This is a genomic window from Brevibacillus sp. JNUCC-41, assembly GCF_014844095.1.
GTDB lineage: Bacteria > Bacillota > Bacilli > Bacillales > DSM-1321 > Peribacillus > Peribacillus aracenensis.
In genome coordinates this window covers 1,996,756-2,014,622 of the sequence record NZ_CP062163.1, presented here as the reverse complement: position 1 = coordinate 2,014,622, position 17,867 = coordinate 1,996,756, and the positions used below count along the sequence as shown (strand labels likewise).

Sequence of the window (17,867 nt, the reverse complement as noted above, 5' to 3'; positions counted from 1 at the left end):
CTAATTTTTATAGTTATTAAGCAATGTCACCGCTTCGCCCATCAAAATCGAGTCAATTTCATAGGCTGTCTTCTTCCCTTGCTGGGCAGCTGAAACAACCATTGCCTCACCTTGTCCTTTTCCGAAGATCACGTCACCGCACGCAAAGATCTTTTCATTGGATGTTCTGAAGGAATCACCCTCCAATGTTACGACACCATCATCATGTTGAATGCCGAACTGCTCAATCAATCCTACATATCTGGATTGGCCTATGGCACGAATGACCCCATCGACCGGTATGACGAACTCTGATCCGGAAATTTGGACTGGACGGCGCCGGCCATCTTCCCCCGCCTCGCTAAGCACCATCTTCACGCATTCGATGCCCGTAACCTGGCCGCTTTCATCCGAGAGTATCCTGGAAGGGGCAGTCAGCCAATGAAACCCGACACCTTCTTGTTTGGCAAACTCATATTCAAAATCATAGGCTGTCATTTCCTTTTGGGTACGACGATAAATAATGCTCACCTGTTCGGCGCCCAGGCGTACAGAACAGGTTGCGGCATCGATCGCCGTGTTTCCAGCCCCTATTACCGCCATCTTCTTCCCAATGAATTTATCAGTGATTGCCCCTGTTTTCGTTGCTTTTACGAAATCGATTGCATCATAAACGTCAGCCAAGTCCTCCCCTTCAATTCCAAGCTTAGGAACATCGGACATGCCGATCGCTAAAATGACCGCATCAAAGTCGGCAGTCAGCTGATTTGCGGAAACATCCACCCCGACCCGTATATTCGTTTTAATATCAACATCCAAACTCTTTACTTGTTCAACTTCCCAATAAGAAATGCTCTGAGGTAAACGGAACGATACAATTCCGTAAGTATTTAATCCGCCTGGATTCTTTTCAGCTTCGAAAATGGTTACACTGTAGCCAAGCAAGGCTAGCTCCCTTGCTGCAGACAAACCCGCCGGACCGCTTCCTACAATGGCAACTTTTTTGCCATTCTTCTTTCCGGCCTTGAATAGGGCTTGTTTATTATGGATGGCCCAATCTGTGGAATAACGCTGGAGATTGCCAATCATGATTGGCTTTGTAGAATGGTTCAGGACACATGCCCCCTCACATAGCTCCTCAGTCGGACATACCCGCGCACAGCTGGCACCGACAGGATTGGCTGTCATGATGGTCTTGGCCGATCCTTTAAAATTACCTGAAGCTATCTTCTTAATAAAACCTGGAATATCTATTCCGGTCGGACAGGCTTGGATGCATGGGGCATCATAGCAGTATAAACATCGATTCGATTCTTCCAAAGCTTCCCTTGGGGATAACCCCCTCTCCGCTTCCTGAAAGTTAATCTCCAGATCACCTTTTAACGGGCTTGTCATACTCATTCACTATTTCTCCTTCCAAACATTTATTTTGAAAAATAAAAAGGGAGGAATTGCATGCTCTCTACTGTCCTACTATTTAAACAATTAAAAGCGTTGCTAATATGGTTTTCATCATTATTCAACTAACAGTCATGGCGATTTCCCAGACAAATTCTCTCGTTTTGTTTAATATTTTCTATCATTCTCTCACTGGCCACGCCTCGGTCCCTGCTTCCTTCTAACACAAAAAGCCCCCCCTACTAATCTTAAAAACTCAAATCCTGATGATAAATAAGAGAATTGAGTATTCTTTATTTTATAATGTTAAAAAGTAAGTTACATTATACAAAGTGTAAAGCATTTCCAGGTGCTAGCTATGCAATATGTAATAACCATGTTATATTTCCTAACAATAAGTGATAAACATCGTCATTTTTCTACATTCAAACGCACTTTTCATCATACTTATTGATATTCTTCGGAAGGTTTGTACTGAAGACCTAATTATCAACACTTTGTCCACATAAAAAAAAACCCGGAAACTAAAATCTTGGTTTCCTGAGTCTTTGCACCTTTATCCACAACTTATTCACATATTATGTGGTGTTATTCTCTTTGTTTTTGCAGAACGGAGGCATTCCACCAAAAGTTATCCACATTAAAGAATCGACTTTTCCACTTATCAACAAACCGTTAACATTTTATCAACAGGCAGGTTCATTCCGGATGAATAACGTACCGTTTATATTTCTCATAATCCGTTTTCTTGCACTCAAGCTTTATTCGATATCCGGTTGCCTCATATTCTGTTTCGGTTATGTGACCATTTTCATTGAAATAAGAAACCAGCTGTCCTTGATCAAATGGAATCAGCATTTCACAGTGAGTATAGTCGACAAAAATATGCTTGCGAATTTGATCTATCAATTCCTCGATGCCAACTTTGTTTTTTGCTGACATATACACAGAGCCACGATTCACCTGAGGGATATCCAAATCGGTAAGGTCGGCTTTATTATAAGCAAAAATCGTTGGAATCCCTTTAATGCCTATCTCGTTTAAAGTCTTATCCGTTATCTCAATTTGATGCTCATGATCAGGATTGGAAAAATCGACAACATGAATCAACAGGTCCGCTTCTACCACTTCTTCCAATGTGGAGCGGAAGGCTTTCACGAGATGATGGGGCAATTTGGACACAAACCCCACCGTATCCGTCAATAAAAATTCCTTCTTATCCGGAAGCGGGATGTTTCGGACGGATGTCTCAAGCGTTGCGAACAGCATATCCTTCTCAAGCACCTGCTTCTCGGCTGTTGGATGGAACATCTCAATCAGGGCATTCATGATCGAAGATTTACCTGCATTGGTATAACCGACTAAGGATACGACAGGGATGGCATTCTTTTTCCGCTGTTTCCTCTGTGTTTGCCGGTGTGCAACAAGGGCTTCCAGTTCTTTATTCAATACACTTATATTTTCCTCGATTCTCCTGCGGTCAAGCTCTAACTGCTTTTCACCTGCACCTTTGTTTGTACCCACCCCTCCACTCTGACGCCCTAATGACTCCCTCAAACCAACGAGACGCGGGAGCATATACTGAAGCTTTGCCACTTCTACCTGAAGCTGTGCTTCCTTCGTTTTCGCCCGATGCGCGAAGATGTCCAGAATCAAGATTGTCCGGTCGATCACCTTGCAATCCATGTCCCTCTCCAGATTACGAAGTTGCGAAGGGGAGAGCTGATCATTAAAAATGACGACATTCGCTTCTTTATGCTCAACGAGATTTTTCACTTCCTCGATCTTCCCGGTACCAATAATATGTGACGAGTTCACCCGATGCAAATTTTGTGTGATGGTCGCTGCAACCTCTACCTCACATGCTTCCGTTAAATTGGCCAATTCTTCCATTGAATACTCAAAATCCTTTTGACCGTTAAGATTAACTCCAACCAAGATTGCCCTCTGCTGTAATTCCATCATTTCAAATCCCTTCCGTACATACCTTACTCCCTAGATTGCTTAAACAAACCTATCATACTGCCTAAAAGCCAGCCACATTGTAGCACACCAGACATTACTTGCATAACGTTCGCTGCACAAGTTTATCGGACTTCCTTTTACTATAAAAGAAAATTCAACAAAAAAATAACCGGACCGATCACTTTTTTCAAGTTTCACATGAAACAATTGGAAAGTCCCTAAATAAAAGCTCCCTGGTTCACCTTAAGATGCACCAGGGAGCCCATATTACTCTATTCCTTTATTCTCAATAACCTAAGACTATTCAATGTAACTAATAACGTCGCACCCATGTCGGCAAAAATAGCCATCCAAAGTGTTAACCAGCCCGGCGCTATCAATAATAAGGCCAGGATTTTAATCACCAATGAAAACGTGATGTTCTGCTTAATGATTTTTAATGTTTTACGGCTCAAGCTGATTGTATAAGGCAGCTTCGATAAGTCATCACCCATTAAGGCAATATCGGCCGTTTCAAGGGCCGTATCTGTACCCGCACCGCCCATTGCGATTCCTACCGTGGAAGCTGCCAGGGCCGGAGCATCATTAACTCCATCGCCTACCATGGCCACTCGATCATATTTTTGTTTCCATCGTTTGATGATGGTCAATTTATCTTGTGGCAATAGCTCCGCCTCGATCTCATGAACGCCAGCTGCCGCCCCGATAGCTTTAGCTGTTCCGATATTATCCCCGGTCAGCATGATCGTTTTTTCAATGCCCAATTCATGCAGTTTCCGAATTGCTTCCTTACTGCTTTCCCTTATTTCATCAGACACCGCGATGAGCGCCAAGACCTTCACTTGATCGCCAAGCACCATCACCGTCTTACCTGTATTTTGAAAGCCGCTGATTAATTTAAGCACATCATCAGAGAAGCCTAAGCCTGCCTCTTCTTCAAAAAGGTGGGGTTTACCAATGTAATAGATTCCTTGATTGATTTTCCCTTTTATACCTTTACCGGTAATTGCAGTAAAATCCTCTACCAATAAAGAATGATAGTCCACATCGTGGTTTTCCGCCTTTTGGAGAATGGCCGTGGCAAGGGGGTGCTGTGATCTGCTTTCTAAAGCAGCAGCGATAGCCAGCACTTCCTGTTCATTCAACTCAGCAGATAACACTGTGAAATCAGTCACTTCAGGTATGCCCTTTGTTAAAGTACCCGTTTTGTCAAACGCAATCGCCTTTAAGGCTCCCGCTTCCTCCAAATGGACCCCGCCTTTAATCAGCACACCATGTTTCGCAGCATTTCCGATAGCTGTCACAATGGCGATGGGCGTAGAAATGACCAAAGCACACGGACAACCGACAACAAGTACAGCCAGCCCCCGGTAAATCCATTCACTCCAAACCCCGCTCATCACAATGGGGGGCAACACGGCAATGGCCAAGGCAATGAGCATTATGGCCGGCGTATAGAATTTTGCGAATTTATCCACGAAGGCTTGGGAAGGTGCCTTTTCAGCCTGTGCTTCTTCAACAAGGTGGATGATTTTTGCAATCGTCGTATCCTCGACTCGCTTCGTGACCTCCACTTCGAGCAACCCTTCACCATTTAAGGTTCCGGCAAACACTTCACCATCAAACGTTTTAAAAACCGGCTCGGATTCCCCAGTAATGGCTGCTTGATTAAGTGTCGAGGCACCTTTCATGATCCTGCCATCCATGGCAAGCTTTTGACCCGGTTTAACGATCATGATGTCGCCCACTTCAATCTCATCAACAGCAACCATCATTTCGTGATGCCCCCTACGGATCAAGGCTTCCTTAGGTGCGATGTTCATTAATGATTCTATAGAATTACGGGCTTTATCCATCGAATATTTTTCCAGTGCTTCACTTATCGCAAAGAGGATGACGACAGTCGCCCCTTCGCCCCATTCACCAAGCACGGCCGCCCCGATGATGGCAACCGTCATAAGGGTGTGCATATCAAAGCGAAGCCTGACAAGATTCTTCAATCCATTGACAAATAACGAATATCCCCCAACTATGATTGCAGCCGCATAACCGATTACCGGCACGATGCTTCCACCAGCATATCGATTATCCAAAATCCAGCTGATCAGCAAAAGGATAACCGAGAACACCACTTTTATATTTTCTTTTTGCTTCCAAAATGGTTCCTTTTGTTTCACCTGTTCCTGTTCACCGCGGACTCTCAGGTTATCAAAAGAACCCGCCTTTTCAATCTCTTCGATAGTCGCACTGCCCTGTACAGAAATCTTCGAGGCACCAAAGTTGATTTTGGCATCCTCCACACCTTCTAGTTCCCGGACATTGTTCTCAAATTTAGCTGCACAATTCGTGCAAGATAGACCTTGGATACGATATGTTTTTAATGTGGACTCAGCCATCGACCCTTACCTCCTGCTGATGTTCTAGTGCAATGAGAATTAACTGCCTTATATGGTGATCATCCAAAGAATAAAAAGCCAACTTTCCTTCTTTTCTGTATTTTACGATTGCGTGTTTATAAAGCGTACGAAGATGATGGGACGTAGTCGCCATCGAAGCACCAATAATATTGGCCAGATCGCACACACACAGTTCCTCGTCCTTACAGAGCGCATAAGCTATCTTTGCCCTATTCTCATCGCCTATAACCTTAAACAGCTTCGACATGCTGGATAAATTCACCTGGTTCATTTCCTCTTGAATGCGATTAACCTTCACTTCATCATGCAGGTGGACATCACATATATCTTTCAGTTCCGTCATCTTCTCACACCTCTCATTCAAATCCGTGTTTGATTATAATATAACATAATCACCTGAATATTCAAATCTATATTTGAATGTATAAGAGCCTTTTCTCCTTCCTCAAAAGCGGCTTAGTGAAAGTACCTATATGTCTTTATATGTGGGCCATCGTTTTTTGTTTCACTTCTCAGCCCTTCCCCTGGAATTTTGCTGAACACAAAGTGCAGGCTGTCCTCTTTTCAAGGTCTCCATGAATCTCCTGAACCGAAACCTCTATTCTTCAGGCGAAAAAAAAGAAGGGACATAAATCCCTTCGCGGCCCTTCAATCCAATGATTTTAGTAATTTCCTATTGATGCCTTGATAAGTATAATATATTTAATTTAGTATTTTTTAGAAAAACTATGATATACTTAGTCAAACCTTTTTAAGCGTTTTACTTTACTTGTACCATTTACCCTGCTCATCGTTGAGCAGGGTTTTTTGTCATGTATTTTCACAAAACAAAAAAAGACGGACCCTATAACAAGGATCCGTCTTTTTTTGTTATTGAAATTATGCTTTTTGAACGTTAGAAGCTTGAGGTCCGCGTTGACCTTGTTCTACTTCAAAAGTAACTTCTTGACCTTCGTCTAAAGATTTGAAACCTTCGCTTTGGATAGCTGAGAAATGTACGAATACGTCGTCTCCGTTTTCGCGTTCGATGAATCCAAAACCTTTTTCTGCGTTAAACCATTTTACTTTACCTTGTTCCATTGTTGTTGCCTCCTAGTGCATCTAAGCACAATGTATTACTATCCTTGCTCTAAGTCATCATCGAAAACGAAAAGTAGTACTTTTAGTATCCTTAGTACCGAACAAAAATAATTAAGACTAAGCATAACATTAAATGGTAGCGATTGCAAATAGTTTGGGGAAACTTTTTTCCAGAATTTTTAATACTCTTTAAATTCATCAAGCATTAACCAATGGTCTCTATCTATTCAGGTAATGGCTTCATGACCTGCCACACGCATTCATCCAAACAAAAACCTCTCGTTTACAAAGTTAAAGAGGTTTCAAACTGTAGACAAACTTGATGTTATTTATCATTGCCTACATTTTTTTGAGGAGGTATATAGCGCAACGTTGATTTACCCTCCAGGTACTCGCTTTCCGCGGGCGGTCCGGAAGCCTCCTCGGATCTCTTAGCACCTGCGGGGTCTCCCTTGTGCCCGCTTTTCCCGAAGGAGTCTCGTACACCCGCTCCAATCAATAATGTTTAAAAATTCAGATGGAAGCCTTTTCTCTACAAAAACCTCCCGTAACAAAGTTAAGAGAGGTTTTTGTAAATGTTCACATCGAATATTCATTTTTCGGTAATGAACTTTTCTACCATTTCTTCTAAAATGGCCGATTCTTTTGCTAACTCTTCATTTTGTTCCTTCAATCCAGTCATTATGGTGTTTTGTTGAATGGCAGCTGCCGAGATTTGCTCCGTCGTTGCGACTCCTTCTTCTGAGATCGCCGCAATTTCCTGAATGGATGCGAGGCTTTCATCCGAGGACTCATTGATTTTTTTCGAATGGACGGCTAATCGTTCCGTGCCTTTCAGCAATTTCTCTACGGATTCAAATATCTTATTGAAAATCTCGCCATTGTTTTCCACTAAGGAAACACCATTTACTATATCCTGAAAACTTTCATCATTATTTTGGATGACTTTGGCTGTTTGTTCATTAATCCGCATGATGGATTCTGAAATGATATCGATGGATTCATCTGTTTGCACAGCCAATTTTTGCACCTCTTGAGCCACTACGGCAAAACCTCTGCCGGCATCACCCGCCCGTGCCGCTTCAATGGAAGCATTCAGGGATAGCAGGTTCGTTTGAGAAGCAATCACCCTTATTAAGCCAATCACTTCATTTATCTTCACTACATCCTCTTCCAGGCTCACCAAATTGGCTTTAGTCGCTTGGCCGTTTTCCATGATTTTATCCATCTGGCTCGTTACATCTTGCACTTGTTTACTTCCTTGTTCAGCAAGTGTATTCGTATGCAGGGTAAATTCATTCATTTCATTCGTTTGTTCATTCATTAAACGGATTGTATCCGTTAAGTCACTGATCATATTGGAAATTCGGTCAATATGATGGGCACGTTCTTCTGAAGCTTTTGCTTCTTCCGTTGTCCCCGTCACTATCTGGCCATAGGATTCCACCATCTCTTCAAATGATTGCTGAATGGATACTGTCGTTTGATTCATCGTTTGAGCGTGTTCACGGACATTCTTGATAATATAGGCCAAACTTAATCTCATATCTTCGAATCCATTTGAAAGATCGCCAATCTCATCCTGTCTACCAACGGGAATCGATTTACTTAAGTCCCCTTTTGCCATTTCATTCGTGTAACCAACAAGTTCATTGACGGGTCCCGAAATCTTTTTCCCGATGACAACGGCGCATAGCACACCTAAAATAATGGCACTTGCAAAAAATAAGATATTATAGAATATCATTGTGCTTTTCAATTCATCGATGAATTTTGCATCCATATCGATTCCGACAATCGCGTCCGTCCCTTTGATTGGCGTAAAGTACGATTTGTGTGTACCCCACTTATCTTTATATATTTCACTTAATACGTCTTCGTTTCCATTTATCGATTTTGCCTGTTCCGGCGTGAAAGGGGATTCGACCATGTAGTCCTCGCTGCCGTTCAAGGCTGCAATCATGTCGGCATCATTCTCCCGCTTCAGCACATAAACATATTCAATTCCCTTTTTATCTTCAACAAAGGCATCTAGTTTCCGCCTAATCTCTTCGCCCCGTTCCGAAGCTTTGTTTATCAAAGTGGGATTGAGGCTCGCTGCTAAGCTGTGGGCATTTTCAGAAAGGCGTTCATCGAATTGCGGAAGGACATTCTCATTGATCATTTTATTAGTAATATAGGAAAAGCAAAGGCCCATGGCCCCTGCGAAAAGTACGAAAGGAATAATATAAAACAAGAATAGTTTTGCCAGCAAAGATTTATTAGGATTAAGCTTTGAAAATCTCATTTCGATGCCCCCTTAGATGAAAACCAGGTGTTTTATAGTCAAATATGGTATTAAGTCCAAATGGAGCAATTGGAGATTTTCATTCAAATCCTCACTTCTATAAAAGATGATTGCCATGCTCCGGTCTTTTTGAAAAGGAAGCTGCCTATATTCCATAACATGTTCGAATTCATGACGGAGTCCATCATGATCCATACATGAAACATCTTCCGGATTTATTTCCAGTGGTACCTCTGCAAAGAAAAAGCTATATATATGATCGTCCATCTCTTCCAATATCCGATTCCAATCGGGTTTCGTTCCTGAAAAATAGTGTTCATACATATTCATTCCATAGGCATGGTAACCTAGATCCGTTGTACCCGCCCCAGCAAAACGCAGGGGATTGATTTCAATGGGTATCACCCGGTTTTCCTTTTTGCGAATTTCAAAATGCACAGGGTAATTCCTAAGTGGAAGGACCGTTTGAATATTCTTCATGAACTTTAGTGCGTCATGATAGATTTCGTTAATGGCCAACTTCGAAGTATAATAAATTCGATCGGAAGTATCGTAATCATCCTTGAATAATCGTTTGAAGACATTCAAAATGACCGGTTCACCATCTTGATTGTAATAGCCATCAATGGCATACTCTTCACCCTGAATCCACTCTTCTATTAAAACGGTCTGGGAACCGACCACTTCTGAATCATATAATCCATCCGAATGAAGTAAGTCCGCTTTAAGCTGATTCACGGCTATATCCCAATCCTGCTCATTCTTGACTTTGTGGACCCCTACACTCGAATAGCCAATATTGGGTTTAATAACTACCGGAAACGGTATTTGATTTTTATCCAAGTCACTTATTATAGATAAATCAATATCTTGGAAATAGAAATCAGGATATAAAGATTTCGTCAAATTTCGCACCTGACTCTTATCCTTCAATAACTTTGACCAAATGTACTCATTGCTATTTGGTAGAAAATGACCCAATAATGTTATGCCATTTTCAGAGTTTGTAAGAATTCTTTTGTCCTTTTCCATGGACATGAAAAATTCTGTATCCTTTTGAATGTTTAGCTTTTCTGATGTTAATGTGTCTCCCCATTGCCCCTGTTCCAGCACTGGAATTTGCTGTTCTTCCAACACCTTTAGAAGAATTGGCGACACAATGGACTCATTCAAAATAATCATTTTTTCCACCTAACTTATACTGTTTTTTGTATCTCCATATTTAATCGGTTAAATGTGGTAAGTATTTAGCTTATATAGGTATTTATTATTAAAAATCCATTAAAAATCAAAATGTTAATATATCTTTTTACCTATACTCCCGGATTCAAAATGCATATGAGGGCATGAAAAAAGCATATTTAATTCTCTTGTATTTTCATTAAAAAGAGCCGACACTATTTTAAGTGTCCGCCATATTTTTTCAAATTTATCATTCAGAAAAAGTTCACCAGTAATTTTCTTGGAATAATTAAGACTAGTTCATATTCAATTCATAACTTCTTTATATACTTGCCCTATGAAGATCAAGAAAGGATGTATTTCATATGTCAGAAGAAAAAAAACAAAAGGGATGGCGCCAGTTCATTCGGTTAGTTCAACAAACGAAGCCTTCTAAACTAATGATAGGGATTGCATTGGCATTAAGCCTTGGTACAACGGGTGTAGGTTTATTAGTCCCTTTATTCACCAAAAATCTAATTAATGATTTTTCGATCAGCTCACTAAACACTGAACGGATCACCCTTCTCGTTCTTGCCATCATCGTTCAAGCATTGGCCAGTGGATTTTCCATCTATTTATTAAATCGGATCGGTCAATCTGTAGTGGCGGGTATCCGGGATCAACTATGGAAAAAATTACTCGTATTGCCCGTGAGTTATTTTGATGAACATCCTTCGGGAGAAACAGTCAGCCGAATGACAAATGATACAACTGTAGTGAAGGGATTAATCTCTGAACACCTCGCTAATTTCGTTACTGGAATCATTTCCATCATAGGTTCCATGATCGTTTTATTCGTCCTCGATTGGAAAATGACATTATTGATGTTCATTGCAATTCCACTCTCTGTTTTGATATTAATGCCACTAGGGAAAAAAATGCATAAAATTTCAAAAGGGATGCAGGATGAGACAGCAAGCTTCACCTCAGTCCTTCAGCAGGTGCTAACGGAAATACGTCTTGTTAAAGCATCGAATGCAGAAGCCTTGGAATATCAAAATGGAAAAAAAGGAATCCATAAGTTATTTCAATTCGGATTAAAAGAAGCAAAAATCCAAGCGTTGATTGCACCGCTAATGAGTTTTGTCATGATGGCCTTACTCGTGCTGATTTTAGGTTATGGGGGAATGCGTGTTTCTTCAGGAGCCCTGACAGCTGGAGCCCTAGTTGCATTCATCATGTATCTTTTCCAAATAATCATGCCAATGGCTCAATTAGCCAGTTTCTTTACACAATTTCAAAAAGCAACGGGTGCAACAGAGCGCATCATTTCCATATTGGATTCAGTGGAGGAAGAAGATGCGAAGCAGCCAGTTCAAAATATAAGTCAATCTATCAGCGTGGATCACCTGAACTATAGTTACAATAATGGAGAACAGGTACTTAAAGATATAAGCTTTAACGTTGAAGCTGGTAAGGTCACTGCAATTGTCGGACCAAGCGGCAGCGGAAAAACGACACTTTTCTCTTTATTCGAGCGTTTCTACAAACCACAGCAAGGATCCATTTCCATAGGCGGGAAATCCATAAATGACTTCACACTGCTTTCATGGAGAAGCCAGATTGGGTATGTTTCACAAGAAAGCCCGATTGTATCGGGTACAATTCGAGATAATATTTGTTATGGCATCGATGGGGATATAACGGATGATGAATTGAATAAAGTGGCTAAAATGGCATATGCAGATCAGTTTATTTCTGAGCTTCCGAACGGATATGATACAGAGGTTGGTGAAAGGGGCATGAAATTATCAGGCGGCCAAAGACAAAGAATCGCGATCGCTCGTGCATTTTTAAGAAACCCTAAAATATTAATGCTTGATGAAGCTACTTCCAGTCTAGACAGCAAATCAGAAAAAGTGGTTCAACAGGCGTTAAATGATTTAATGAAAGGTCGAACAACAATAGTAATCGCCCATCGTCTATCAACCGTCATAGGTTCAGATCAAATCATCTTCCTCGAAAAAGGCAAAATAACAGGAAGCGGAACACATAAAGAGCTATATAATACACACTCATTATATCGCGAATTTGCAGAACAGCAGTTACACAAACTTGAACTGGCCTAATTCACCGAAAGGAAAGAAGAAGGATGACAAAAATATTAATAGTCGATGATGATGCACATATTCGTGAACTTATAAACCTGTTGTTAAGAAAAGAAGGATTTGATTTATATGAAGCCTCAGATGGACTGCAAGCATTGAAATTAATGGAGAAGGTGAAAATTGATTTGGCAGTCATCGATATTATGATGCCTAACATGGATGGTTGGCAATTATGCAAAGAGTTAAGGGAATTTAGTGATATTCCCATTTTAATGCTGACTGCAAAAGGGGAAACAACACAAAAAGTAAAAGGATTCGGCCTTGGGGCAGATGATTATCTTGTAAAGCCATTTGAACCGATCGAATTGGTTCTTAGAATAAAGGCATTGCTTAAACGGTATAAAATCACTATTTCACAAACATTAAATATTGGCGAATTAAAGCTGAATCGCAACACGCATGAAATGTCATTCAAAGAACAGGAATATACGATTCCATTAAAAGAATTCGAATTGTTGTTTAAATTAGCAAGCTATCCTGGAAAAACTTTTTCCAGGGAAGATCTTATTGAAGACATTTGGGGCTATGATTATGAAGGTGATGAACGAACTGTCGATGTTCATATTAAAAGAGTAAGAGAAAGGTTTCCGGAATCGGAATTCCCCTTCCGGATTAAAACGATTTGGGGATTGGGCTACCGTTTGGAGATAACGAGATGAGAAGCAATCGATTTTTCAAAAAAATGCTTGGCATATTGTTTTTTCTTACGTTTAATTCAGTTTGCTTTTCGGCCGGGTACTATATCATTGAGCTATTGCCATTAAGGTTACCCGATTTTGTTCGGTATCTGACCACAATCATGACAAGCATCGCAATCATGATATTCATTGGATATCTTATGCATGCCATCCATCACAATAAACGGGCAAATATTTACCTCGAGATCATTGATGCCTTAAGGAAAATAGCAAATGGCGATTATAATGTACAATTGGATTTTAAAATCGATAGGAAAAACGAAATGACCGATATCATTAACCACTTCAATCACATGGCCAAGCAATTGAAGCAAATGGAAGAAATGCGGCAGGAATTCATCTCTAACGTCTCACACGAAATACAGTCGCCCCTAACCTCCATCGTAGGATTTGCCCAAGCTCTTCAATATAATAAGCTGACAATCGAAGAACGAAATCATTATCTTCATATAATTGAGACAGAGAGCAGGAGATTATCCAAATTAAGCGATAACCTTCTAAAGCTTACATCCCTGGAATCCGAGCATCATCCTTTTGAAAAGACAGACTTCCGGCTGGATCAGCAGATACGAACCATTATTTTGGCTTGTGAACCGACGTGGTTGGAAAAAGAACTCGAATTGGATATATCTTTAGAAAAGATTCGAATTTTTGCAGACCAGGATTTAATGAGCCATGTATGGACAAATTTAATACACAATAGTATCAAATTCACCCGCCATCGTGGAAAGATCACGATTCGATTACAACAGATTGATGACCTGGCATCCATAACGATATCCGACAATGGAATTGGCATATCTGAAAAAGACCAGTTCCATATATTCGAACGATTCTATAAAGCCGACCTGGCAAGGGAACGTACAAAAAGCGGCAGCGGTTTAGGCCTATCCATCGTGAAAAAGATTATTGAAATGCATGAAGGGACCATATCCGTAAAAAGTGAGCTCGATAAGGGAACGACTTTCACCATTCTGCTGCCTATTTCGTGAAGGGTTTTGTGATTTTAAAAATCATATTAATAAAAAACAGCTGCATGACAGCTGTTTTTAAAATCTATGTAGTAAAAAGTTTGATAAAAATTAACTTCACCCTTAATAAAGTGATTTTTTATTTCCGCCAAAAAGTTGAACAGTCTGCCTTATCCAAAATATTAAACTCGATCATTCTCTCAAGTAATGAGTAATCAACCGGACGGTCCCACTTGATACGCACCAACTGCTTGGTGTGATCATAGCCAGCCTGCACGATTTCATCAGAGAAATGATTAATCCCTGCTATTTCAGGGGCCACAGCCAAATGATGTTTGGCTACACTAAAGCCAATGATATATGTGCCATGATCGGTAAACATAGGCTGATTCCACGCGATTTTCGGAATTAAATTTGGATATTTGTTAATTACCCAAGCCAAAACTTCTTCCGTCCGGCCCCGATGTTGCGGGTCATCAATCTTCGCTAAAAATTCTGCAAAAACTTCCATGTCATTCTCTCCTAAAATTGAAAATTTTTTTGAATAATGTCATTTTCCCCTCATCCGTATCATAATCATAATCCATATGTATTAAACGGCTTTATTTACACTGCACACCGATTCCTCGGCCATCTTTAATCCACTAGTCAACTTGAGAGGTTCTCGTTCTTTTAGACATAAAAAAACACCCCTATGGCTAATCATAGTCAAAGGGGTGAAGCTTCGCAACTCTTTATAAACAGTTAATCTTTATTTAGATCTACATAACATTGTTGGGGTGGAATAAAGTTTGATCAAAATACGTGGGTTTGATTTTAGATAGAAACTAATTTTATAAAAAAGATTGATTAAAATTAATTTTCCCACTTAGTATCTAACAATTTAAGTTTCTCTTTAGCTTTCTCATAGTTTTCGCTTTCGAAACCTATTTTAGATACATCCAAAGAAGGCCCATTATATCCATAATCTTTGTATTTAATATTTGTTAGATTAAAATATCTAAACTTTTTAATTATCAATTTATAAAAACTTTCATCATGAGTTGAAATAATTATTTGTTTTCCATATTTCTTGATAAATAATCTCATTAAATCTATAAAGGAAATAATATTTACTTCATCCATACTTTGTATTGGATCATCTATACCTATTAATTGTAATGGAGACCACTTTTGTTTTAATGACATTGCTAAAAACAATGATAAAGCAATACTATTTACTTGAGCAGAACTAAATACATAAGGAGCATTAGCTTTTAAATTATCTTGATTTTCCTGGGATACCTTTATCGTCAAACAATTATTATTACGATACTTATCAAATTCTAAATCTAGTTTTGTAAAAATTGGATGAGAATTGATTTGTGCAAAAATAGTTTGAATGGTTTCTTTTAAATTTATAAACATTTTCTCATTTAAAGACGATAAAGCTTCATTTGACTTATTCATTAATTCTAATAAATACGTCATATCATTATTCATTTCTTCTTCTTTATTTACTAATTCTGCAATTTCACTTTTTATTAAAGCCAATTCTTCTTGTAATTTTATTAATCTCATTTTTTCTGAATTTAACTCAATCATATTTTGCAAATTAATATTCATCATTTCAAGTTCTTCTATACCATCTAATTTTGCTCGCTTTTTTAATAATTCGGCTTCAACTTTAGTTGATATGATATCTAATTCTAGTTTTTCTTTGTCAAAATCAATTAATTCACTAGATTGAACAAGCTCCTTAAAGACCTTAATCTCTTTTTCTTGTAACTTAGATACATTTTGTAACTCTCTCTCATAATCTTCTATACATGAAATATCGTAATCTTTATATTTCAATTTTCCAAGTTGTTCGCTTTTTTCTAAATTCATCTTTCTCTGAGTATGAATTTTCTCTAATTCTTCTATTGCTTTTAATTTTTTTTCTTCTAATAAAAAATCTATTTCTTCTTCTATTTTTATTCCTAAAAGTCTGCATTCATCTTCAAATTGATTTAAATTTAAATTTAACGAATCTATTTTTTGTTGCATTGTCTCTTGATGTTTTTGCTCTGTAGAAATCTTAATATCAAACAATTCTACTTCTTTTTGAAATTCATTTAATATTTCTTGAATACTTCTTTCTAGTTCTTCTATCTTTAAAATAGAATCTTCCTTTTCTTTTTCAAACTCTTTTATTTTATGTCGTGTTTGCAAAACAAGTTTCTCTAATTCAGGTAATTTTTCATTAACTTGTAGTTGTTGTGTTTGAATATTATCCAAAATATCTGCTTTTTTTACACCTATTGTTCCACATGTAGGACAAGTATTAATATCCTCTTCAGACATTATTGTAATATATTTATTTACTGAAGATAAAAAATCATTATATATTTCATTTGTTTCTTTAATTACTTCCAAAGAACTTTCTAGAGATTTTAATTGAACTCGATATTCTTGACTTTTAACATTTCTATCCTCGATCATTTTGAATTCAGCAATCATTTTTATATATATAGCATTAAGAATATTATATTCTTCTTCATCAATTTTATTACGCATTTCCAATAAGAAATCGAGGTTTTCTTTCCATAGCCCTTTAGTTAAAGAGATATTTAATAAATTTACCGCAGATATTAAGATTCCTTTTTTTGTTAATAAAGTTTCTAAATTTAATTGTATATCCTTTTTCTTATCTTTAAATGAGTTAATTTCATTTCTTTCATTTTTAATAGCCTTTTCTTTTGATATTAGTTGATCTAATTTTAACTTAGATAAAGCGCTTTTTTTAAAACTAATTAATAGTCTCTCTTCTTCTATACATGCATCGTACTCTTTTAAATTAATAAGTATCTTTGGTAAACTTTCTTTAATATCTTTTAAAATTTGATTTTCTTTTTCAAACCTTCTTTTTTCAACCACTATCTTATTTTGATTATTAATAATAGATTTTAATATTTCTCCTAAGTCATCTTTAGAGGTTTTCAATTCGGGATAAAGACTTAAATAATTTTTTAATTCCTTATCAAACTCTACCTCTAAATCATTCGATTCTTTAGCATTTAATATCTTTATCTCATCTTCCAACTTCTTTTGATATGGTTTTTTTTCATTAATTTTTACTTTTAGTTTTTCTAACTCATTATTCAATGTATTTCTAGTAATTCTAAATCCTTCTCGATACTTATCTAGATAATCAGTTCCAAAAATTGTGGAGATTGCATCGTATCGATCTCTTTCTTGCATTCCTCTTAAAAATTCTGAAATTTTTTCTTGGGATAAGATATGTGTCAAACCTAACATTGTAGTTGGAGAATCTATTTTATGTAACCAGTCTTGATGGATAAGCCATTTTTTTAATCTATTTTCTGCATCTTCACCCTTTAAGTATAATTGATTATTTTCATCAAATAGTCTTAATTCATATTTTCCATAATCAGTGCGATCTTGCGTACTCGCATTACATTCTCTCTCGACAAAATAACAAGATCCATCTACCAAAGTGACTCCTATTTTCACAAATGTTTTTTGAACTGGGTTTGTATGCAAATTCCTAATAAAACGTGTTCGTTTTCTTTCCGGAGTTGGATCATCAAATCTGCGAATCCCTCCTGTTAACCCCCATTCAATTGCGTCATAAAGGGATGATTTCCCATGCCCATTTGGACCGTAAATAACAATCATATCAGCATTCTGAAAGTTAAAAGTTTCTTTCTCATTAAAACCCCTAAAAGCTTGGATAGTTAATGAAGTAATTTTCATAT

The 17,867-nt window shown here is 38.1% G+C and carries 12 protein-coding genes; 3 read left to right on the top strand and 9 right to left on the bottom strand.

What is annotated here, in order from left to right:
• The 7 genes from JNUCC41_RS10060 to JNUCC41_RS10030 all read right to left on the bottom strand — a co-directional run bounded on the left by JNUCC41_RS10060 (position 1) and on the right by JNUCC41_RS10030 (position 10,308).
• Entirely contained in the window at positions 1 to 1,374 is a 1,374-nt protein-coding gene (locus JNUCC41_RS10060; RefSeq protein ID WP_430624078.1) for an NAD(P)-dependent oxidoreductase, read from the bottom strand.
• Between the two features lie 702 nt (positions 1,375 to 2,076).
• Positions 2,077 to 3,342 (bottom strand): GTPase HflX, encoded by a 1,266-nt coding sequence (gene hflX / locus JNUCC41_RS10055; protein ID WP_192207478.1) that lies wholly within the window; start codon positions 3,340 to 3,342, stop codon positions 2,077 to 2,079.
• A 272-nt stretch (positions 3,343 to 3,614) separates the two neighbouring features.
• The gene (locus JNUCC41_RS10050) at positions 3,615 to 5,738 is read right to left on the bottom strand and encodes a heavy metal translocating P-type ATPase (RefSeq protein ID WP_192207477.1); all 2,124 of its coding nucleotides are present in this window, start codon (positions 5,736 to 5,738) and stop codon (positions 3,615 to 3,617) included.
• The gene (locus tag JNUCC41_RS10045) at positions 5,731 to 6,102 is read right to left on the bottom strand and encodes an ArsR/SmtB family transcription factor (protein ID WP_192207476.1); all 372 of its coding nucleotides are present in this window, start codon (positions 6,100 to 6,102) and stop codon (positions 5,731 to 5,733) included. The genes JNUCC41_RS10050 and JNUCC41_RS10045 overlap by 8 nt, the downstream gene beginning before the upstream one ends.
• Positions 6,103 to 6,638: 536 nt before the next feature.
• Positions 6,639 to 6,839: a cold-shock protein gene (locus tag JNUCC41_RS10040; RefSeq protein ID WP_034304915.1), complete on the bottom strand. Its 201-nt coding sequence runs from the start codon at positions 6,837 to 6,839 to the stop codon at positions 6,639 to 6,641.
• A 592-nt stretch (positions 6,840 to 7,431) separates the two neighbouring features.
• Complete coding sequence (locus JNUCC41_RS10035) at positions 7,432 to 9,126, bottom strand: methyl-accepting chemotaxis protein (RefSeq protein WP_192207475.1); 1,695 nt, start codon at positions 9,124 to 9,126, stop codon at positions 7,432 to 7,434.
• A 12-nt stretch (positions 9,127 to 9,138) separates the two neighbouring features.
• The gene (locus tag JNUCC41_RS10030) at positions 9,139 to 10,308 is read right to left on the bottom strand and encodes an ATP-grasp domain-containing protein (protein ID WP_192207474.1); all 1,170 of its coding nucleotides are present in this window, start codon (positions 10,306 to 10,308) and stop codon (positions 9,139 to 9,141) included.
• A gap of 365 nt (positions 10,309 to 10,673) precedes the next feature.
• Between JNUCC41_RS10030 and JNUCC41_RS10025 the strand changes: the two genes are divergently transcribed.
• The 3 genes from JNUCC41_RS10025 to JNUCC41_RS10015 are packed head-to-tail and all read left to right on the top strand — an operon-like array spanning position 10,674 to position 14,148.
• Entirely contained in the window at positions 10,674 to 12,419 is a 1,746-nt protein-coding gene (locus JNUCC41_RS10025; protein ID WP_192207473.1) for an ABC transporter ATP-binding protein, read from the top strand.
• A gap of 23 nt (positions 12,420 to 12,442) precedes the next feature.
• Complete coding sequence (locus JNUCC41_RS10020; RefSeq protein WP_192207472.1) at positions 12,443 to 13,117, top strand: response regulator transcription factor; 675 nt, start codon at positions 12,443 to 12,445, stop codon at positions 13,115 to 13,117.
• On the top strand, positions 13,114 to 14,148 hold the full coding sequence (locus JNUCC41_RS10015; protein ID WP_192207471.1) for a sensor histidine kinase: 1,035 nt from the start codon (positions 13,114 to 13,116) through the stop codon (positions 14,146 to 14,148). Before JNUCC41_RS10020 ends, JNUCC41_RS10015 begins: the two co-directional genes overlap by 4 nt.
• Before the next feature lie 118 nt (positions 14,149 to 14,266).
• On the opposite strand, the gene JNUCC41_RS10010 is transcribed toward JNUCC41_RS10015, so the two are convergent.
• Together JNUCC41_RS10010 and JNUCC41_RS10005 are read right to left on the bottom strand one after the other, a co-directional pair.
• Positions 14,267 to 14,638 (bottom strand): iron chaperone, encoded by a 372-nt coding sequence (locus JNUCC41_RS10010; protein WP_192207470.1) that lies wholly within the window; start codon positions 14,636 to 14,638, stop codon positions 14,267 to 14,269.
• A gap of 344 nt (positions 14,639 to 14,982) precedes the next feature.
• On the bottom strand, positions 14,983 to 17,865 hold the full coding sequence (locus JNUCC41_RS10005) for an AAA family ATPase (protein ID WP_192207469.1): 2,883 nt from the start codon (positions 17,863 to 17,865) through the stop codon (positions 14,983 to 14,985).
• Between the last annotated feature and the right edge of the window lie 2 nt (positions 17,866 to 17,867).